The sequence below is a fragment of the Algoriphagus yeomjeoni genome, assembly GCF_003259505.1.
Lineage (GTDB): Bacteria > Bacteroidota > Bacteroidia > Cytophagales > Cyclobacteriaceae > Algoriphagus > Algoriphagus yeomjeoni.
This window is the reverse complement of sequence record NZ_QLLK01000008.1, coordinates 227,677-248,477: the sequence shown is the minus strand read 5'-3', so window position 1 is coordinate 248,477 and position 20,801 is coordinate 227,677. Positions and strand designations below refer to the sequence as shown.

Here is a 20,801-nt window from a genome sequence, read left to right as displayed (position 1 = left end):
TTGTAATATTGAGCTTCAACCTGATTTATAATGGAAAAAAACATCCCAATCCACTTACAGGAAATTATATATAGCTCCTCTGATCCAACCATTTCCAGGTTTGTTTCAAAACTGGAAAAAGAAGGTAAAATCAGAAAAATTGCACCTAGATTATATTCAGCTAATTTCGAGGATAGCCCAGCAGTTATCATCAGAAGAAATCTGTTTTCTGTTCTTGGGAATTTATATCCAGGAGCAGTATTAAGCCATCGTTCTGCGCTGGAATTTAAGCCTACGAATGCAGGTCAGATATTTCTGACGTATAAATACACCAAGAAAATTGAATTGCCGGGCATAATGATCCACTTTTTGAAAGGTAACGGGCCAATAGAAGGAGACAACCCATTATCTGGCGAGTTTTATGCTTCCCAACGTGAACGGGCATTTTTGGAGAACCTTCAAGTCTCAAGAAGACCTGGGCCTGATTCAAAAACGTTGACATTTCCTGAAATAGAAGATCGTCTGGAACAAATCATAAGGGTAAACGGAGAACAGGAACTGAATAAAGTAAAAGACCGGGCTAGGATCCTAGCAAAGGAATTAAATATGCTAACCGAGTTTGATAAACTAAACAAGATAATCAGCGCACTACTGACAACGCATCCGGCAACTATATTAAAATCTCCGGTAGCCGCCGCACGTGCATTTGGTAATCCTTATGATCCTGCCAGGATTAGTTTATTCGAAATGTTGTTTCAGGAATTGGTCCAACAGGAATTCAAATACAGGGAAGAGCAAAACCTAAGTAACAAGTCGTACAGGAATTTTGCATTTTTTGAAAGTTATTTTTCTAATTACATCGAGGGTACCGTGTTCGAAGTGGCGGAGGCAAAGCAAATTATCCAGACCCAACAACCACTTGTAAATAGAAATGAAGATTCGCATGACGTTTTGGGGACTTACAGGATTGTCTCAAATAAGAGCGAAATGAGTACTACTCCCAATTCACCGGAGGAATTACTTACCATATTGAGTTATAGACACCAGCTATTGTTATCTGCTAGGGCAGATAAGAATCCCGGAAGTTTTAAGCATATTAATAATTATGCCGGTCAAACTGAATTTGTTGATTCTTCACTTGTAAGGGGAACGCTGATCAAAAGTTTTGACTTTTACCAAGCACTAAAGCACCCATTTGCGAAGGCAGCCTATATTATGTTCGTTATCAGCGAAATTCATCCGTTTTTGGATGGAAACGGACGTGTGGCCAGGGTAATGATGAATGCTGAGCTAACAAAAGCAATGCAATCCAAAATAATAATACCAACAGTATATAGGGAGGATTATTTGGGAGCCTTAAGAAAATTAACCAGACAAAATGATCCTAAGCCCTATATTCGAATGCTTGCCCGTACCCATGAATTTAGCGCCACGATTGTAAGCGAGGACATGGACAAAATGCAGGCACTGTTGGAACAAAGCAATGCCTTTTTGGAACATACAGAGGGAAAATTAAGAATTATTGGCTAAGTGCCCAGTAACTATTGATAGCTACATCCAATTGCACCTATTCGGATACTATTTGCGGCAATGCCTCTTTCTTATCCTGTACTCTGTATTACCTAGGGTTAGGTAAGGAAATATGGAATCTGGCATTATTCCGGATTATCAGATTAAAGAATTTCCTCCCAATTGATTTCCGGTAGGTCTTCCAGTATGTTGTGGAGGTAACCGTCTCCCTGGGCAAATAATATCGGAGGTGTGTCTTCGGTCTCTTTGATTCGCACCGGGATTTCATTAGTGTTTGCTAAAACAAACAACTCCCAATTTCCGGATCGTATCCCTTCAATAGCCTCTTTGGTACTGATCGCCCACCGCTGACCTGTATTGTTGACTCCCCCGATCTTCAGGATAAGAATTGAATCTTTACTCTTGGAATCCTTTTGTATAAAATGGACGATTAATTTTCTCATGTGTTTAATCTATTCTCGTACAAATATGTCAAATAATATAGAGGAAGCATTAGTTCGTCTACCAAATGCTGATTTATTCTGTAGTCGTAGTGCAAGCGGTTATATGATTTTTTTCGCTCTATTCCCTTACCGACTTTAGTTTTACTCCCTTTTCCAGAAGCATTTGTAGGAGAATAGAACCATCCTTTTCATTATCCTGCTCAATAAACCCTCGGATGGCTCTGGAAAGAGATGCAATTTCATGCGCCTTTTTAAAGCGATCAAAAGGGAATGGATCTGGATTTGTGCTTATAATCAAGCTTACTTTTATTTCCACACGCTTCTCGATCCCTTTTAATTCACTACATATTTCTGCCCAGTTGTACATGCGATATTTGAAATGATTCTTATCACAATATCGAATGACTTTGAGTGAATAATTTGGTTCTGCCTTGTTTTAAATTCTTTTTGAACTAAACTGTCTCAGTGATTTTGAAAAATAAGGGAAGGGCTGTGTGTTCGCCATAATCTTCGTGGCAATGCCTCTTTTATCTTGGTGTTTAAATTAAAAAGCTAATAAATTTCCCCGACCAAGTCATCCCGGAATTTGAGACTGAGTTTGTTGAATTAGTAAAGTGTTAACGGTCACTTCTCAAAAACTATCTTATATTTATATGGGTATAGATAATTAATAATGAGGTATTTAAATGGTTATTCTGATTGGGAGGATAGAAGAGATAGGGAAATCGCACTGATTGAGTCAGAAACAAGGTCTTTAAATGTGTGGTTTTTTAGGGTCTTCATCCTATTCCCTATTATTGTACTAGTTTTAATTATTACAAATGAATTACTGGGTAATTCTTACACTGCAAAAGGAACTGTAGTTGGATATTCTTTTTCTGAGGGTGAATGGGTGGGGCCGCCGTCAATGTTTTCTGATCATCCTAGTATGATGTCTTCATTTACTCATTATAGAGAAGATGCATATAATGTGATTGTCAAAATGGAATCAGGGCAAACCATATCATTTTTATGTTTTTCATGTAAAGCATCCAGTTACAAAAGTGGTGATTCTGTTGATTTCATCATTTCCGAACCCTTAGTAGGCCGAGCAAAGTATTCAGAAGCAGAGAAGTAGCTTTCGGTTTATATTAAACTGGATTTTGAAGCAAATGATTGTTGGCTCACTGGCTTGAATTATAAACTAGTAGAGGTCATTCATATAGAAAAAAATAAAACACACCAAAGAAATAGCTGGTGATCTGGATCTAGTGATCAAGGAGCTGATACCAACTAATTCTAGAATAGCCTCCGTGGAGGATGTGAAGGCAGTTCTTTTTTCGGATAAACATGAGGGTTATTTGATTTGCAGAATACCAAACAGATCAATAAGACGTATTGGTGGACTTTTACTTTCTATTGACCATAATTTTTAGTTTTAATCAAATACTCGTTTAGAATTTTAATTTCATTTTTTAGTAATACGCGTACTTAAAAATAAATTTTCCATTTTGTGTTTTTTTTAAGAATTTCTCCTTAACTATGTAAAATCGTAATTGATGTACTAAGAAATAAAATTGAAAAAAGCACTCAAAAATATAGCGTCCATAAAATCCGGTGTTTTTCTAAAACCCCAGGCTCAAGGTGATTTGGTTTACTTGCAAGCTAAGCATTTCAATGCTGATGGCGAGCTTGACTCCGAGCTTTTCCCAGACGTTCAATGGCAGGATATTTCGGAGAAACATGTATTGAAGCCTGGAGATATCTTATTTTCAGCAAAAGGATTGAAGAACTTTGCAGCTGTCTATGAATCACGGAACTTGCCTGCGATAGCTTCCACATCATTTTTGATTATTTCTATTTGGGAGAAAACGGTGGATCCTGAGTATGTTACCTTGATTCTTAACTCGAGGCATAGTCAGGAATATTTGAAAGGAGTCGCTAAAGGGACTTCGATTCCCTCAATAAGTAAAAAGCAATTGGAGGAATTTGAAGTTGTGATGATTCCAAGGGGAATCCAGCAAAAGTTGGTCGCATTAAGTAAATTAAAAAAAGAAGAAAATGATCTGGTTTCAAAGATAGAGCGATTAAAGAAGCTGAGTTTTGAGCAGGATTTAAATACTATTATACAGCATTATGAGTAAAATAATAACGCAAAAAGACATCAACGACGCGGTCTGGAGAGCCTGTGATACGTTCCGTGGAAGCATTGACCCCAGTGTCTATAAGGATTATGTGTTGACCATGCTTTTTGTCAAATACCTGAGTGATGTGAATGATGACACAGAAGAGGAATACTTAAAAAAATATCACGGAGACCAAGAGCGTGCAAAGCGAGCCATGCGTCACGAGCGATTTATTGTTCCAGAGCATAGCCATTTTAAGTATTTGTATGCCAACAGAAATGCGGTAAATATTGGAGAGTTGATAGATATTGCCCTTGTGGACCTGGAAGAAGCCAATCGCCAAAAGCTGTATAGTGAAGATGGAGCAGGGATTTTTAAAAATATCAGCTTCAATAGCAGTGTATTGGGAGAGCCAAAGGATAAAAACAACCGACTCAAAAATCTACTTTTGGACTTCAATAAGCCTGAGTTGGATTTGAGGCCATCTCATCTTTCTGGGGTAGATATCATTGGGGGAGCTTATGAGTACTTGATTTCCAACTTTGCTTCCGATGCAGGAAAGAAGGCGGGTGAGTTCTTTACACCAAGTGAAGTCTCGACTTTGTTGGCTAAGTTGACTAAATCAGCTCCAGGTTCAAGGATATGTGATCCTACATGTGGATCTGGATCCTTGCTGATCAAGGCAGGTCAGGAGGTTGGTTCGTCTAATTTCTCGCTCTATGGTCAGGAAGCTAATGGTAGTACCTGGGCTTTGGCGGTAATGAATATGTTTTTGCACGGATTTGATAATGCTACCATCAGATGGGGAGATACCATACGGAATCCTAAACTGAAAGAAGGAGATTCTCTGATGAAGTTTGATACTGTGGTTGCTAATCCACCTTTCTCCTTGGATAAATGGGGGAAAATCGAGGATAAAGATGGAGAAATAACTACGGTAACTTGGGATCCTGAAACGGATCTATATAATCGTTTTTGGAGAGGGGTGCCACCAAAAAGTAAAGGCGATTGGGCATTTATCACCCATATGATCGAAACGACCTATGAGGGAAAGGGGAAGGTTGGAGTGGTTGTTCCTCATGGAGTACTTTTTCGAGGCAGTTCTGAAGGACGTATAAGACAGAAAACCATTGAGGAGAATCTGCTGGAAGCAGTGATCGGTCTTCCTGCAAACTTATTTTTTGGAACGGGTATTCCAGCAGCAATCCTGATTTTCAACCGGGATAAAAAGCAGGGTAAGAGCGTCTTATTCATAGATGCTTCTCAACATTATGCTGCTGCCAAAAATCAAAATAAGCTTCGGGATTCGGATATCAAGCATATTGTAGATACCTACCGGAATTTTAATGAAGGTAAATCCCAGCCTGGTGTGGTAGAGGATAAATTCAGCTATGTCGCCACATTTGAGGAGATCAAGGAGAATGACTTTAACCTGAATATTCCACGATATGTGGACACCTTTGAGGAGGAACCTGAAGTTGATATCCAGGCAGTCCAGCAGGAGATTAAAAAGTTGGAAGGAGAACTGAAGATTGTTCAGGCTAAGATGGACGAATACCTCAATGAGTTGCTAAAAGGATAAAGGATGAGCCAATTTCACCATATTAGACTCAAGTCTGGGGTTCGGACTCCCCATCAAGTGCCAATGAGAGAGGCATGGACATTTGCGATTAACAAACAGGCCAGATTGATTTTGGTGCCCTTATTTCGCCGACTTATCGTTGATTGGTATGTAGAGGATGGTGTGAAGTTTCCAATGATTTCCAATATGGCTGCGAATATTTTTAGACGGGTTGTTGATTTTGGGGATTTTCCTGTTGATGAATTGATTCCAGTTAGAAAAATTATTAAGGACTTTGTTCATACGCTAAAACCTTCAGATTTAGAGTTACTGAAATTCTATTTTTTAGGATCGGAATTAGAAGAGAATCGTTTATTTCAACATAAACAGAATCCTGATCTTAATTCACTTGAGGAAAATCTCGTTGAAGATGGGAGGATTTTTTTGGAACAAATTTCTGCCTTTCCTGATGAAAAGCTTGAGTCATATATTTTACAAGAACTCACTGAAATTGAAAATATAATTTCAAGTGGGGATTGCCTCAATTACCTGAAAGTGGACGATATCATTCGAATCAATGAGAATTTATCGGAATATTTGGATATGCCTTATCGGGAGATTGCATTGATTGAGGTACCGGCGGAGGAATGGGATTATTGGGAAAGAGTGTATGAAGAAGAAAGAAAGACTATAGGTAAAAAGCTGAATTCCGATGATGGTCCTGAATGGTTGGAATGTTGGCTTTTACCTGATGGGAGTTTTAAGGTAAAAGGTGATCTTTATTTACCTGAGACAAGAGACAATACGGCGAAAAAGTGGATTCATGAGGACCTGGAATCTGTTTTGGTGATGTTGGAGACTCGTTTGATTGAAGCCTATGGAATCCGGGAGCAAGACATCAATTACACTTTTTTTACAAAAAGAAAGAATTTAGAAAATGTTGATTTGTCCACGGGCATGAACTTTTTTAAAGATCATATTGAGCAATATGGAGCAGATGATTTTGAATCAGGAATCAAATACCACCTAGTTAGGGAAGTAAGGGGTGACCATCAGATCTGGGGAGCGCAAACTAGCATTATTATTAAGAAGCAATTTTTTGAACTGGAAGATCAAATGGATTTAGTTTCCGCTTGGGTGATCTATGTGGACAAAGAAGTATTTCAGCTGGAGAGCCAGTTGTCTATGCGTGAAATGGAAAGAGTGATCCAGATGCTATTTGATAAAATTAATAAGGACTACTTAAAGCATTATGGTAACTGATGGGAGAAAATAAATTTAAGAAATCAGTTTCTGGAATTGAGGTTCCGAAGGGGTGGTCAATTGATCTAGTAGGAAATGCTTTTGAAATTTGTAACAACCTCCGATTTCCAATCAGTGAATCGGAGCGAAAAAATATGCAAGGCGAGTTTCCCTATTATGGTCCAACAAAAGTTCAGGATTTTATAAATGAATATAGGGTCGAGGGTAAATATGTCCTGATTGGAGAAGACGGCGATCATTTTTTAAAGTGGAGTGAATTACCTATGACTCTTTTAGTGGAAGGCAGGTTCAATGTCAACAATCACGCGCACCTAGTAAAAGGAGAAGATAACCTCACTGAATGGTTTTACTACTATTTTCAACACAGAGAGCTTACCAAATATTTGACTAGACAAGGAGCTGGAAGATATAAGTTGACCAAAAATGCTCTCTCGAAAATCCCAATTCTTCTACCACCTATTTCTGAACAACAATCCATAGCTGAAATTTTAGGGACAATTGACCAAGCTATCCAGATCTCAGAAAGGCTAATCGCCCAAAAGGAACTTCGGAAGAAGTGGCTAATGCAGAATCTGTTGACGGGGAAGAAACGGTTGAAGGGGTTTGAAGGGGAGTGGGAGGATCAATCTCTAGAAAAAATATGCAAAATCACCAAAGGGGAGCAATTGAATAGATTGGATCTTGGCAAAACAGGGATTTATCCTTCCTACAGTGGTGGTATTTCTCCATCTGGTTATACTGATGAGTGGAACACGCCGGAGAATACAATAATTATAAGCGAAGGGGGAAATTCCTGTGGATATGTGAATTTTGTTACAACTAGATTTTGGAGTGGGGGCCATTGTTATGCACTTTCAAAATTGACAAAGATTATTATTAAAGATTTCCTGTTTCAAATCTTAAAGTTTAATGAACCTTCAATTATGAGGCTTAGAGTTGGATCTGGGCTGCCCAATGTTCAAAAAAAGGATCTTGAGAAATACAGACTTTTTATTCCTCCGATAGAAGAACAAAGCGCAATTGCACAGGTACTTCAGACTTCTGATCAGGAAATCAAATTGCTTAAAGAAAAAGTAGAAAAGCTTAGAGTGCAGAAGAAAGGAATGATGCAGCGATTGCTAACGGGAAAGGTGAGAGTGAACTTTAAAGACTAATAAAAATGGCAAAATTAAGTTACGAGGATAAAGTTTACCTTGAAAAGTACCTCCAAATGGAAGGAGGATGGGTTCTAGATTTTAACAATGAATCACTTAAAAGATTCATCTATGAAAACATTAAGCTAGACATTTCAGATAAAAAATATGAAATCATCGGAACTTCAAAAGCTAAAAGATTGAGAGCACTTTGGGATCTAGAGCCTGATTATCAACTCGGCAAATTGATTAAATCATTTATCCTGTATTATAAGGCAAAAAGGTTAGTTAATCCATCTCTTTTCAATGCATCTGAAGACCTAGAGAAATCTTGTGAAAAAATAGGGGAAAAACTTTTTCAGAAAGGTGTAAGCCCTCATATTGATTCAATAAGTCCAATTGATGATGACCATGATTTTTCAAGATTAGCAATTACAATCAAAGATTATATTGAGAAGAATGAGCCTGAATTAGCACTGGATAGATTACATACATTTTATGTCAAGTTTATACGTGGTCTTTGCGCTAGGCATAAAATCCAATTTTCAACTTCAGAGTCTCTCAATGCCATTTTTGGAAAGTACCTAAAGTTTGTAACAAATCTGCGAATAGTAGAATCAGACATGACGATTTCAATTCTCAAATACAGTATTAACATTTTAGAGAAGTTTAACGATGTGAGGAATAATAGAAGCCTAGCACATGATAATAAAATTTTAAACTATAGAGAGAGTCTTTACATATTTGATGCTTTAGCAAGATTAAAAGGATTCATTGATGGTTTAGAAGATGAAATTTCGCTTGAGAATAAGAAGGGGCAAGAAAATGGTTTACTTGACAAAGGCGATTTATTTTAGCCTATATGATTACTTCACCCCATACCAGGCTTGACCCAAAATAATCTAAAATCCTTTTAGAGAATTTAAAGGGAACGAAAATGAATTTGATATGAGCATTAAAAACATCTACATAGACGAAAGCTGCCATCTGGAAAATGATGGATTTCCTGTTATGTGTATCGGTTATCTGAAGATTGAGGCGACAGATTACGAAGACATCAAGGCGGGAATCAAATCCATCAAGCTGCATTATAAATCACCTACTGAGATCAAGTGGAATAAGCTGTCTATTTCCAGAATGCCGATGTACCGCACATTGATAGATTTCTTCTTTGATCAGCCGATATTCTTTAGATGCCTCCTGATGAAGTATAAGGATCGATTGCATCATGAGGATTTCAACAAAGGAGATCATAACAGCTACTATTACAAGCTGGTTTATTTTGTCTTGAATTCCATGACAAATCCACCCCGGCAAAATGAGTATCGCGTTTTTATGGATATTAAAGATACCAGGGGACGGGAGCAGCTAGAACAAATAGAGCGGGTCTTTGTCAACAAATATGCTGGAAACTCTCCATTTACTCATTTTCAACACATCCATTCTGATGAGAATGAGTTGATGCAGCTAACTGACCTTTTTATTGGTGCTATTACCTACAAGGCGAGAGGGGAGCATCTTAAAAATGGCGCGTCGCAGGTGAAAAAGGAAATAATTGATTATTTGGAGAATAAGTCAGGTTATTCATTGGATGAAGGGACAGAGCCTTGGGAGGAGAAGTTCAATATTTTTGATCATCAACCCAAGAATTTGAAGTGATGTTGGATTTAGATGACCTGGAAGAATTATTTGATGACTTGGGATATGAAGAACTTACCAAAGACCAGCTTGACGTTTTACTGAAAATTTTTCAAAAGGATTTTATTGATGAGCCATTTGAGATAGACGGTAGAAGAGTGAAAGTCGTGGATAAACCCTCTTTCAATCGGGAATTTAGAGGGTATCCAGAGACGTTTGTGCACCTGATTACCAGGGAAAGCAAAATGAAAGGACAAAGAATGTTTGACCCGGCTAGGACAAATTGCCTCCATTGGATAAAACCCATTTTACTTCATTTTGAAGATTCTAAAATTAAGTATTATGAATTCACAGATAATAAGGGAGTATTGAAAAAGCACTTCTGGTTTCAAGAAGCTGATTTTATGGTAGTTTTGAAACCAATCGGAAGTGACTTGTTAGTAGTCACTGGTTTTAAAGTGGATGTATTGGAAAGAAGAACCTATTTAAAAAGGTATAGGGATTACCATGGTCTATAAAAAAGAAAACCGCATTTCGATGAATGCGGTCCGCATTTACGGATCTGCGGGCAACCAGGTCTTTCACCCTTTGGGCGATGACAATGCAAACTTGATCATTTCACATGAATTACACAATAATTTCACAGTTTTTGTTTAAAATCAGTCTAATTAGAGAAGAAAACAGCTCAGATTTTAACCTTTTTTAACAAGCCATATGGATACTCCCAGTTTCAAAGAAGATCATATTTCACAGATTCCTGCAATACAATGGCTCTGCAAACTTGGGTTTGAGTACCTGCCGGAAGGAGAGGCTTTTAAACTGCGTGGAGGAAAAACTACCCAGGTTTTGCTGGAAGAGGTACTTCGAAAGCAACTTCGTTTGATTAATTCTGAAAAGAAAGTCAGTTCCAGTCGTAACACTTACATCAGCGAAGCAAATATTGAAAACGGAATCCGAAAACTTCAGGAGATTCCTTTGAACGAAGGCTATATCCATTCCACCGAAATTATCTATAACCTGCTGACTTTGGGAATGGCCGTGGAGCAGACTGTGGATGGAGATCGGAAAAGTTTTACCCTACAGTACATAGATTGGCAAAATCCCCAAAACAATAAGTTTCAGGTTTCAGAAGAATTCAAAGTCTTACGTAGCAACGGCAAAGATCATTACATTCCGGATCTAGTGATTTTTATCAACGGAATTCCCATTGTTGTCTTAGAGTGTAAGCGACCGGACATGAAGGAGCCGATCAAGCAGGCTATCTCCCAACATTTGAGAAATCAGCAGGAGGACGGGATTAGAAATTTTTATGTGTATGCCCAGCTGCTGGTATCATTGGCAAACCAAGAAACAAGCTATGCTACCAATGGTACTCCGTTGAAATTTTGGGCGCAGTGGAAAGAAAAGATTTCATCCGATTTGAAAAGGAAGGAATATGAGGATCAATTAAGGGTAATCAAAAAAGAGAAACTAGATCCTACCACACACCAGAAACTGTTTTCGGATCGCTTTTCCTATGTCAAGCGATATTTTGAAGACTTGGAGAAGGAAGAAATACAATTTACGGCGCAAGATGAGTTTTTATTCAATCTATGTCGACCGGAGAGGCTTCTTGATTTGATATACAACTTTATTCTGTTTGATGGTGGTACGAAGAAGGTCGCTCGATATCAGCAGTACTTTGCAGTCAAGAAGACATTGGCACGTCTTAAGGTTTTAGTAAAAGATGCAAAAGGTAGGGATCGACGAGAAGGTGGGGTGATTTGGCATACACAGGGAAGTGGTAAATCTCTTACGATGGTCATGATGGCGCAGGCGATTGCCATGGAAAAAAGCATTTTGAATCCAAAAATCATTTTGGTAACGGATCGGACGGATCTGGACAGACAAATTACCAGTACGTTTCGAAAATGTGGGATGGCAGTCAATAATGCTTCGACTGGAACGCAACTGGTACATTTGCTCGAAAGTCCAAGTGATGCTGTAGTCACCACGATAATCAACAAATTCACCGCTGCGGTAAAGAAGATTCAAAAGCCGCTGGAAAATCCGAATATTTTTGTTTTGATAGACGAAGGACATCGGACCCAGCATGGAACCTTCAATATCGAAATGCAAAAGACCCTGCCAAATGCATGTTTTATTGCGATGACAGGTACTCCTCTTTTCAAGAAAGAGAAGAGTACAGCTGCCAAATTTGGGGGAATGATCGATGCCTACACTGTAGATGAGGCCGTAAAAGATGGGGCGGTCGTCCCACTCTTGTATGAGGGGAGATTGCCATATCTAAAAGTGAATTCAGGTCCTCTAGATCGATTTTTTGATATGGTTTCGGAGCCTTTTAATGATAGGGAAAAGGCTGATTTCAAGCGGAAATTTAGCCGTGCCGATCAGATCAACTCTGCTGAGCAAAGAATTTATGTGACCTGCTGGGATATCAGTAGACACTTTAGGGACAATTGGCAAGGAACAGGGTTTAAAGGTATGTTGGTCTGCGACAAAAAGCTAAGTGCTATCAAATACAAAGAGAACTTGGATGAAATAGGGCTGGTAAGCTCTGAAGTTTTGATTTCACCCATTGATGATCGGGAAGGAGAAGACAATGCCTATGAGCAAAGCAGTGACAAAGTGCAGAGGTTTTGGAAAAAGATGATGCAGGAGCATGGATCTGCCAAAAAGTACGAGAGCCAAGTGATCAGTCGCTTTCAAAACCTGCCTGATCCAGAAATTATTATTGTCGTAGATAAACTTTTGACTGGTTTTGATGAACCTAAAAATACGGTTCTTTATTTGACCAGAAATCTCAAAGATCACAAACTGCTCCAGGCTATTGCCCGGGTGAATCGAGTAGAAGAAGGTAAAGATTTCGGATTTGTGATAGACTATTATGGAGTCATTGAAAATTTGGACGATGCATTGAAGATGTATGCTGCTTTTCAGGAGTTTGATGAGCTCGATATGGAAGGAACACTGGTGAATATAGAGATAGAGATCAACCGACTTCCGCAAAGGCATTCTGAACTTTGGGATATTTTTAAAAGTGTAAAAAACACAAGGGATGCGGAGGCTTATCAGCTTATCTTGCGTGACGAGTCAGTTAGGGTGATTTTTTATGACAAGCTCACTTCTTACGGTAAAAGTTTGAAACTTGCCCTTTCGACCATTTCCTTTCATGAGAGAACTGACCCAAAGGAAATCGATCGGTACAAATCCGATCTGCTTTTTTTTATGAAGCTACGTGTCGCAGTTGTTGCAAGGTTTTCTGACCGGATAGATTACAGTCGATATGAAGAGCAGATTCAAAAACTGCTGGATACTCATGTGACCGCAGAGGAGGTAGAGCCCATTACTGATTTGGTCAATATTTTTGACAAAGACAGTTTTGCTAGTGAAGTTGAGAAGACGGTGGGAGAGGCGGCGAAAGCAGATAAAATCGCAAGCCGGACAGCCAAATATATCTCCGAAAAGATGGATGAAGATCCCGCTTTTTATAAGAAGTTTTCTCAACTCTTATCCCAAACAATTGCCGACTATGAGGCTAGGAGGATTTCGGAAACCCAGTATCTTCAAAAGACAAAAAATGTCATGGATGCGGTGCTCAATCATACAGACTCAGACATTCCTGAGCTGCTTAAGGACGAGTCGGTGGCAGCTGCTTTTTATGGATTGACGAAGGAGTTTTTGGATGAAAAGATTTCCAACACCGATGCGCTAAAGTCTATCTGCGAAACTTCTGCATTGAAAATAAATCAGCTTATAAAAGCGGAGGTGTTTGGTCAGGGGCAGAGCCCTATTGTGGAGTGGGAGTCCAAAAGAGAGATTACCGGTAAACTTATTATCGAGATAGGGGACTACCTGATAGATGAAGTCCGTGATAAACATGCGAGGGAGATTTCCTACTCAGAGATCGATTCCTTGGCTGAAAGAATCTTGGCCGTTGCCAAAAAACGCTATCGATCATGAAAGATTCAATTCAGTTTGGTTCTAGGGTGATTGATTATGAAGTGAGTTTTTCGGATCGGAAAACCTTGGGAATAACTGTCACACCTACCTCCGAAGTCTTGGTCAAAGCACCTGCCTCTGTCAACAGAGAAAAGATCAAACAGGTTTTGCAGAAACGTGCTGCATGGATTATCAAGCAGCAGAGTTTCTTTTTGTCATTCCAGCCGAGACTAACAGAGCGTAACTATGTAAGCGGAGAGACTCATCTATATCTGGGAAGGCAGTACCGATTGATGATAGAAGAGGCAAGTCAGGATTCGGTGAAGTTACTTCATGGAGAAATTCGTGTAGAAACTACAGATCGTGGTAAAGTGAAGGAATTGATGAAGGCTTGGTATCTACAACTAGCTCGGAAGAAATTTGAGAAAATTGCTTCTGAGTTAATTCTAAAATTTAGATCAGAAGGTGTGGCTCCAGATTCAGTGGTCATACGAGATATGGCTTTGAGATGGGGAAGCTGCACTCCAAAAGGAAAAATAATACTGAATCCTGAGTTGATCAAAGCACCCAAAGGATGCATAGAATATGTCATTATTCATGAGCTATGTCATTTGGTTCACCCGGACCATTCGCCTGCTTTTTTCAGACTTCAATCCCGTTATATGCCTGATTGGGAAAAATGGAAGGAAAAACTGGAGAGGATGATGGCTTAATATTTTTGTCTCTGTTTTTGGTTGGTTTATAGAACCAAATACCTCATTTATTGAATTTCAATTCGATAAGTTATATACCTTCTTTAATGCGTCATTTTGTGTCGAATATCTAATCATCTGCTTTGTTTTTCAGCTAATATTTGTAACTATGATTCTTATAATTAGCTAGTTGTATTCATTGTTTTGTCTTCTGTAGAATTGGTAAAAATTAAAATGGGGAAATTTCGTAGGACAATTGATGTAGCACGGTGTAAGGAAACAGGTGAGATCTTCAGAGCCAGTGAAAGGTTCATTGAAACTAAAGAAGCTTTTCTTTATCGAAGACTTTACCATGAGAAATCTATTTCTTTTGAATGCATTGACTGCGGTCAGCATTTAAGTATTTCAGGAAGCAAAAATGATAAAATACATTTTAAGCATTTTCCAGACCATGATCCATGCTTTCTAGTTCAAAACAAATTTAATCCAGAAGTACAAAAATTTTATGAAAGAGCCTTAATTGCGAAAGAAAGTGAAAGGCATAAAGAATTAAAGCAGAAGATCGGTGATCGACTGGCATTTGTTGAAGGTGTTGAGGCAGACTCAATATCAGTAGATGATAAGTTTATCATTAAGGGAAGAGATCGGAGAAAGCCAGACGTTTACTGTAGGTACAAAGGAAAGGAACTGGTTTTTGAAATCCAGTTATCAGAGCTTTCACTAGGATATATTCTGAGTAGGCATAATTTCTATAAAAACTACGGTATCTACTTAATCTGGATTCTGGATACTTATGATATAAGGGATCAAGGAACCAAAGAGAAGGATTTAAAGTATCTTTCAGATCATCAGAATTTTTTTAAACTGGATGAGTCAGTCACTGACTTCAAGCTAATATGTGACTACAAATTTCCATTCCTAACTAAAGAAAATGCTTTGTTAACTCCTTGGCGAAAAAAGTCTATTACGCTGGACCAATTAAGTTTTGATGTCCAGGCTATGCAAACATATTTTTTTGATTTTACCGAAAACCTAGAAAAGATTAAAGGTCAACAAATAATTAAGAAAGAAGCTATTAGGGTCGAGGAAGAAAGAAAACTTCAAGTTCAAATTGAAAATGCTGCCCATTCAAAAGCCCAAGAAATTTGTCTAGCTGACCAGGTTGCTTATGATCTTTGTAATAGATTAGATAATAGGGATTTAGTGGATGATGTCTTTTACAACCAAAGGCTACTTTTAATATTTGAATCGATTAATCAGAGAAAAATAATTGGATTTAATTACGGTGAAGATAAGTGGGTGTCATTTGCGAACAATGCTATCGAATATTACCAAAATCATTGGCGTAAAATTGAGCTCGCATTAAGACGAGCGGAACTGTGGGAAATGGTTATTGAATCTGACAAAAAGAAGACATTTTCAAAAAAGCTTGAAAAATGGAATTCAATCTCCCCTAAACAAGATAATCGGACAAATGAATTGCTTTTTGATCTTTTTCCATATTTGATCTTTCAATAATTAATAGTAGAATCAATACAATTTAAAATGACAGAAGAACTTTTATACCATTATACTTCAATAGAAAGTTTGCACAAGATTCTTCTCGGTGATGGTGAAAATATTGTTCTCAGGGCTACCCATGCAAACTTTATGAATGACCCTGATGAATTTGAATTTGCAAATAAAATCATTACCAAGACTCTACTGGAATATGAGTCAGAAAATAGTGTTTCGGAAAAGAAAAGTGATAATTTATTTGGTAGAGGAGGAATTTTCGGATCCTTCGCTTACTTGCCCGGTGAGCCTTTTATTTTATCGTTATCAGAACACAAAGATCATTTGTCCATGTGGAGAGCCTATGGGCATGATGGAAATGGAGTTTGTATAGGATTGGATAAAGAAATGTTAACGAGCTATTCAAAGGATCCTGAGGTAATAAATACTACCCTTTTGAAATGTGAATATCGAAAGGAGATTGTGGAGAATCATTTCCGAAAGTATTGGAAGAATAAATACGATGATTTCAAAATAGAGAAATCAGAAAATGGACAGATAACCACAGGATATAATGATACTAGCTTGTTTTTCACTATGCCAAAAATTGGATTTTCAGCGAAGTCTCCATCTTATTCCTCAGAAGCTGAATGGAGACTATGCACCAATGAATGGAAAAACTATCAATTTAGAACAAAAGGAAATCTATTTGTCCCATTTATCGAGCATAAATTCCGGAAAGAGATTTTGAAGAAAATCGTTATTGGACCATGTTTGAATGGCCTTCAGGTTGAGCAGGGGATGAGGTTTTTTCTAAAAAAGCACAATTTTCCGGAAGGAAAGGCCTTTATAGAAAGATCTAAAATTTCGTATCGTCAGGTATAGGATTTGCCTATTAAAAGCCTTTCGGTACCAAGTATAATTTTGTTCAATTTTATCGAAGTCCTATTATGGCCCATATCAAACTAAAGCCTAGCAAAGAGCATATCATTAAATTCAATCCAAATGAATTAGATAAGATAAAGTATCCACCGGAAAGTCTGGAATATGCCAAATCTTATGTAGAGTCTAATAGGTTAGCGGAACATGATGAAATGGACATAATGCTTTTGTTTCCCGATAGAATTCTTTTTGGCTTTGACTATTTGGACGACAAAGTTAAAAGGGTTGTTGTCGAACTTAATCCAGTGACGATATTCTTTTCCAATGCTGTAATGTGTTCCGGTCAACTGAAGTATTATAAAGATTTGCTCCTCTCTCAGGCTCCTGATGTAAAGGCGATAGGAAAAGGTGGAGAACCAGTTAATTTAAGTCATGCCGGGATGTATTTTCAATTAGCTATTAATTGTATTATTAATCTTCAAGCTGCTTTAGAAAGCTTTGCCAATAGAGTTATTCCAGATGACTATAAATTTGTCGGAAGCGATGGCAAAGAGCTAGCCTCAACTGTTACATTAAAATTATACAATTCTATTCCTGCAATTAAGGGTAGAAAATTCCGACCATCAAAGTATAGAAGATATAATTCCCAAATTGATAACTTGATCAAACTTCGAAATCACATTATTCACCTAAAGCCCAATGGTTTAACTAATACTGGATATAAGGGTGTTTACAGAGATTTGCTGAATTTTGACTATTACAAAGCGATTGAATCTGTAAGGGTATTCATTAACTTTTATGAAGAAAACCTGATTGAAGAATGCCCTTGTGGAAATGACTTTTCTTTTATTGTTGGACAAGATAAATAGTTAAATGGAATATGAAAATGAGTAGATCAATGATCCTATTGAAGATATGTTGGTGAAGTTTCAAACTTCCGCCAGTGGCATAAGGACGTTTTGATTACCCCCATTATGGGATAATTAAAGCCTAAATGAATCTTTTCATTTTCCTTAATCTCTAAATCTTAAATATTTTTTACTATTCACCGTCTATAAGATCGATCGCCCTCTCTTTCAGGAGAGAGCCTGTCCCGATAAGGAATGCGATATCGGGAGAAGGGATCAGGTCATCAAGCCAATTACAAATTGATTCGGATAGCTGGGTGGAATTACAAATCCCACCCAGTGCGATTACGATTAAACCACACCTAGACGTGGAATGCTGAGCCTAAAATAAAGACCTTATAACGGCAACCAATTTAAGAGATTGTATTAACCCACCGTTGTATTTGGTGCTGATCACTGTTATACATTCTGACGGGCTGGTCTTATTGGTCCAGTTTCCTGCAAGCAGTCAGATTCATGACCATTGGGGTAAAAGCAATAAGCTGATATCAAGATATTTATAATCCTAAAAGCTATGAGGTTTGAAAGAAAGGCTGGAAATATCCAAGAAACACCATATCTTGTGGTCGATATCACTAAAGGTTTTTGCTTAAAAATTCATTTAAGCTATGGTTTTGTCACTTTTCTATGGACAAGGTTATCTACATTGCAAGTTTACACAGGCCTTTCAGTCAACAGCTTAAGACGTCCAAGTGGGTTTGCAATTATGTCTCGTCAAACAAAAACAAGATAACCAGTTCTTTTTTGAATCTGGGTTTCTATTACTATTTGATCAATCTTCTTCATAAAGAATATCAAAAGGCTATTCCAGAAGAATTTAATGGGTTGCCTAGTGATGCTGCTATTTTAAATATCTATCAATACCTTAAGTCAAAAAGTAAAAAAGAGTTTATTGAGGAAATCCCGAATATCATTAAATCGAGAACTACCCCTCTAGAGAAGCAGATATATTCTACCTATAAGGCGGCATCCTATTACGTAAATCTTGCTAAAGATAAATTCGGTTTAATTGATGACAAGAATAGACTCACGGAAGATGGAGGCTATCTGATAGAACTTCGCTCAAATTTTTTTCGCCTATCGACATTGGAAAAAGTGTTTTTTTTCAAAAAGATTCTTCAAGCAGATTTTCACTTATTCATCACGCATTGCTTGTTCGCAAAACTGGAGAGGCGGTATAATTTGAAACGCACTATTGAAGATCAGAAGGAATTTATTGATGAGTTTTTGTTTATCCGTCATTTTAACTTTACTTCTGCCAGTCTCGAAAATTACAACATTGTCCGCACTTACTGGATGGACACGCTAGGCGTATTAGATTCGGCGCGTAACATTAAAAAAAAATATTTGAATATCATCTTCGAAAACGAAGAGTATAGTAAATTATTTGCAGAGCTATTGGTTTTATTTTCAAGATTTGAAAAGGACAATTTCAAGATTAAAAAAAAGTATCTGGAGAATAAGGATAAATTTTTGAAGGGCTATAAAGCTTGCCTTAAAACAAGTATCAGTGACCTTGGCTTTATCAATTTATATGACATCAAGGGAACTATGCACATATCCGCGACAAACTTTCAATTGTTCCTAAATGACTTTTATGAATTGGAAAAGAACAACTTAAATATATTTTTTGGCAATACTGTAAATTCAATAGACAGACGAGAACGATTTTTTATCCGCAACCGACCTGTTATAAAAATTAAAATCAAATAATATGGATACAAACCATTTATGGGAAAAACTGCCGCTACCAGACAATAGACTCGCTACATTCAAAAAGGATATTTCAGAAGGAAAAGTCCCTGAATTACCCTTCTACATTATTGGTCAGTTGGATTTAAAGAAAACGGTAAAAGAACGTATTGAGCAAATCGATTCTGCTAGGATGATCACTAATCTAATCATCGCTGAATATGGTAATGGAAAAACCAATCTGCTTAAATACTTAGAGCTCTTTTATAAAACGTATCCTGAGCTAGGTGTCTCGGTTCAGTACTCAAGAGCTGACGTGGAACGAACTGACTTGGTGTTATTCCTACTAAAGATTGTCCAGGACAAATATCTGCCAGATTTAATCAACATTGTTAAGTTACTTCGTCAAACTACTGATGCAATTCCAGGAATGGTTAACAATTATGAAAGCAACTTTCGCGAAATAAAGGATTATACTCAAGAATTATTTAAGCAGGAGCACAGTGATGAAGTGATCACGGAACTACTCTATCTAGGTACTGGTCGACTATATAATAAAAGATATTTTGATAAGTTTAACTTGGAACAATTAAAAGATTTTAATCGCAGGGAAATATTGGTCTTGTTCTTGAATTTGTTATCGAATCACTCAAAGTATATAATTTTTGCAATTGATGAGATTGAGAAAATCAGGGAAAAATCAAAAATAAGATTTAACCACTTCCTTACATCTTATCGTGAGTTGGTTGATCTGTTTAACCAGATAAAAGGGCATTATTTGTTAGTAAGCTTTACAGATAGCGTCGGTTCTTCCGAGATAAGTAAAGCCAATGATGCACTTTATACCCGGATAAAGAATGACATAGTAAATATTGAAGCTTTAAAAGCTAAGGATGATATTATTGAACTGATTGAATACCTGAACGAGTTATTTGAAACAAAAAAAGTGGTCAGTGACATCTACAGTAGTTTTATCAAAAAAGGTGCTACCAATAATCGGGTAGCCATCCAAGAAATTTCCAAATTGCTCTACGAACAAGAACTTTATGAGTCCTTTGAAACACAATTGGAAAAAGCCAAACTGACTTCGCTGTTCGAACAAACAAAAGCCAAACTGGAAAATGATGAGGCCTTCAAAAATTTGCACCGAAAGTTTTTTGATCCTTTTGAATACTATATTGATTCTCTAGCTTTAGATTCCGGAGCTCTTAATAAACAGGAAAGGACTTTTGTTGACGTTAGGTCAGAAAAAGTACATTATTTTATTTTTAATACCTATTTGGAAGATTTTGATAATGAGCGTATAAGGGTATCTAACTTAATAACTGAAAATCCCGACTTCGACATTGTAGTGTACGCTCCAGTTAAGCTTGAATTGACGCATAGTAGATTAAACCTGAACTCCTATGATAAACTTGAAATTGTGGATTTTGACCCTCGGATCTTGTTTATTTTATTTGTTATGTACAAGGAAAACTATGACTATCAACTTTCTTTAAGTGATATCATAACAAAGTATACCAGAAATAAACTCTGATC

General features: G+C 37.4%; 18 protein-coding genes. 16 read left to right on the top strand and 2 right to left on the bottom strand.

Annotated elements, in window-relative coordinates; all coding sequences use genetic code 11:
- The first annotated feature begins 30 nt into the window (after positions 1-30).
- The gene (locus LV83_RS14845) at positions 31-1,509 is read left to right on the top strand and encodes a Fic family protein (protein ID WP_111612332.1); all 1,479 of its coding nucleotides are present in this window, start codon (positions 31-33) and stop codon (positions 1,507-1,509) included.
- Between the two features lie 143 nt (positions 1,510-1,652).
- On the opposite strand, the gene LV83_RS14840 is transcribed toward LV83_RS14845, so the two are convergent.
- Complete coding sequence (locus LV83_RS14840) at positions 1,653-1,952, bottom strand: DUF3892 domain-containing protein (RefSeq protein ID WP_111612331.1); 300 nt, start codon at positions 1,950-1,952, stop codon at positions 1,653-1,655.
- A 118-nt stretch (positions 1,953-2,070) separates the two neighbouring features.
- Complete coding sequence (locus LV83_RS14835; RefSeq protein ID WP_111612330.1) at positions 2,071-2,319, bottom strand: hypothetical protein; 249 nt, start codon at positions 2,317-2,319, stop codon at positions 2,071-2,073.
- Positions 2,320-2,625: 306 nt separating this feature from the next.
- Between LV83_RS14835 and LV83_RS14830 the strand changes: the two genes are divergently transcribed.
- The 15 genes from LV83_RS14830 (at position 2,626) to LV83_RS14760 (ending at position 20,799) form a co-directional block, all read left to right on the top strand.
- Positions 2,626-3,069 (top strand): hypothetical protein, encoded by a 444-nt coding sequence (locus tag LV83_RS14830; protein ID WP_111612329.1) that lies wholly within the window; start codon positions 2,626-2,628, stop codon positions 3,067-3,069.
- A gap of 439 nt (positions 3,070-3,508) precedes the next feature.
- Positions 3,509-4,075 (top strand): restriction endonuclease subunit S domain-containing protein, encoded by a 567-nt coding sequence (locus tag LV83_RS14825; protein ID WP_111612328.1) that lies wholly within the window; start codon positions 3,509-3,511, stop codon positions 4,073-4,075.
- Entirely contained in the window at positions 4,068-5,639 is a 1,572-nt protein-coding gene (locus tag LV83_RS14820) for a type I restriction-modification system subunit M (protein ID WP_111612327.1), read from the top strand. Before LV83_RS14825 ends, LV83_RS14820 begins: the two co-directional genes overlap by 8 nt.
- Before the next feature lie 3 nt (positions 5,640-5,642).
- A complete protein-coding gene (locus LV83_RS14815; RefSeq protein ID WP_146613730.1) occupies positions 5,643-6,881 on the top strand; it encodes a hypothetical protein in 1,239 nt (412 codons plus the stop codon).
- Entirely contained in the window at positions 6,881-8,035 is a 1,155-nt protein-coding gene (locus tag LV83_RS14810) for a restriction endonuclease subunit S (RefSeq protein ID WP_111612325.1), read from the top strand. The genes LV83_RS14815 and LV83_RS14810 overlap by 1 nt, the downstream gene beginning before the upstream one ends.
- Before the next feature lie 5 nt (positions 8,036-8,040).
- Complete coding sequence (locus tag LV83_RS14805) at positions 8,041-8,871, top strand: abortive infection family protein (protein ID WP_111612324.1); 831 nt, start codon at positions 8,041-8,043, stop codon at positions 8,869-8,871.
- A 91-nt stretch (positions 8,872-8,962) separates the two neighbouring features.
- Positions 8,963-9,673 carry a DUF3800 domain-containing protein gene (locus tag LV83_RS14800; protein WP_111612323.1) on the top strand — a complete coding sequence of 237 codons (711 nt, stop codon included), beginning with the start codon at positions 8,963-8,965 and terminating at the stop codon, positions 9,671-9,673.
- Complete coding sequence (locus LV83_RS14795; protein ID WP_111612322.1) at positions 9,673-10,170, top strand: hypothetical protein; 498 nt, start codon at positions 9,673-9,675, stop codon at positions 10,168-10,170. The genes LV83_RS14800 and LV83_RS14795 overlap by 1 nt, the downstream gene beginning before the upstream one ends.
- Before the next feature lie 196 nt (positions 10,171-10,366).
- Complete coding sequence (locus LV83_RS14790) at positions 10,367-13,615, top strand: type I restriction endonuclease subunit R (protein ID WP_111612321.1); 3,249 nt, start codon at positions 10,367-10,369, stop codon at positions 13,613-13,615.
- A complete protein-coding gene (locus tag LV83_RS14785; RefSeq protein WP_111612320.1) occupies positions 13,612-14,307 on the top strand; it encodes a M48 family metallopeptidase in 696 nt (231 codons plus the stop codon). Before LV83_RS14790 ends, LV83_RS14785 begins: the two co-directional genes overlap by 4 nt.
- A gap of 183 nt (positions 14,308-14,490) precedes the next feature.
- Entirely contained in the window at positions 14,491-15,804 is a 1,314-nt protein-coding gene (locus LV83_RS14780) for a DUF6035 family protein (RefSeq protein ID WP_146613729.1), read from the top strand.
- Positions 15,805-15,831: 27 nt separating this feature from the next.
- Positions 15,832-16,665: a DUF2971 domain-containing protein gene (locus tag LV83_RS14775; protein WP_111612318.1), complete on the top strand. Its 834-nt coding sequence runs from the start codon at positions 15,832-15,834 to the stop codon at positions 16,663-16,665.
- 65 nt (positions 16,666-16,730) lie between these two features.
- On the top strand, positions 16,731-17,531 hold the full coding sequence (locus LV83_RS14770) for a hypothetical protein (RefSeq protein WP_111612317.1): 801 nt from the start codon (positions 16,731-16,733) through the stop codon (positions 17,529-17,531).
- Positions 17,532-18,314: 783 nt separating this feature from the next.
- Positions 18,315-19,283: a hypothetical protein gene (locus LV83_RS14765; RefSeq protein ID WP_146613728.1), complete on the top strand. Its 969-nt coding sequence runs from the start codon at positions 18,315-18,317 to the stop codon at positions 19,281-19,283.
- A gap of 1 nt (position 19,284) precedes the next feature.
- Positions 19,285-20,799, top strand: a complete 1,515-nt coding sequence (locus tag LV83_RS14760; protein WP_111612315.1) for a hypothetical protein — start codon at positions 19,285-19,287, stop codon at positions 20,797-20,799.
- Positions 20,800-20,801 lie beyond the last annotated feature (2 nt).

Coding starts and splice junctions, on each gene's coding strand:
- LV83_RS14795 (WP_111612322.1), top strand. CDS start 9,673: ATGTTGGATTTAGATGACCTGGAAGAATTATTTGATGACTTGGGATAT.
- LV83_RS14840 (WP_111612331.1), bottom strand. CDS start 1,952: ATGAGAAAATTAATCGTCCATTTTATACAAAAGGATTCCAAGAGTAAA.
- LV83_RS14790 (WP_111612321.1), top strand. CDS start 10,367: ATGGATACTCCCAGTTTCAAAGAAGATCATATTTCACAGATTCCTGCA.
- LV83_RS14835 (WP_111612330.1), bottom strand. CDS start 2,319: ATGTACAACTGGGCAGAAATATGTAGTGAATTAAAAGGGATCGAGAAG.
- LV83_RS14815 (WP_146613730.1), top strand. CDS start 5,643: ATGAGCCAATTTCACCATATTAGACTCAAGTCTGGGGTTCGGACTCCC.
- LV83_RS14830 (WP_111612329.1), top strand. CDS start 2,626: ATGAGGTATTTAAATGGTTATTCTGATTGGGAGGATAGAAGAGATAGG.
- LV83_RS14810 (WP_111612325.1), top strand. CDS start 6,881: ATGGGAGAAAATAAATTTAAGAAATCAGTTTCTGGAATTGAGGTTCCG.
- LV83_RS14845 (WP_111612332.1), top strand. CDS start 31: ATGGAAAAAAACATCCCAATCCACTTACAGGAAATTATATATAGCTCC.
- LV83_RS14785 (WP_111612320.1), top strand. CDS start 13,612: ATGAAAGATTCAATTCAGTTTGGTTCTAGGGTGATTGATTATGAAGTG.
- LV83_RS14775 (WP_111612318.1), top strand. CDS start 15,832: ATGACAGAAGAACTTTTATACCATTATACTTCAATAGAAAGTTTGCAC.
- LV83_RS14770 (WP_111612317.1), top strand. CDS start 16,731: ATGGCCCATATCAAACTAAAGCCTAGCAAAGAGCATATCATTAAATTC.
- LV83_RS14760 (WP_111612315.1), top strand. CDS start 19,285: ATGGATACAAACCATTTATGGGAAAAACTGCCGCTACCAGACAATAGA.
- LV83_RS14805 (WP_111612324.1), top strand. CDS start 8,041: ATGGCAAAATTAAGTTACGAGGATAAAGTTTACCTTGAAAAGTACCTC.
- LV83_RS14800 (WP_111612323.1), top strand. CDS start 8,963: ATGAGCATTAAAAACATCTACATAGACGAAAGCTGCCATCTGGAAAAT.
- LV83_RS14820 (WP_111612327.1), top strand. CDS start 4,068: ATGAGTAAAATAATAACGCAAAAAGACATCAACGACGCGGTCTGGAGA.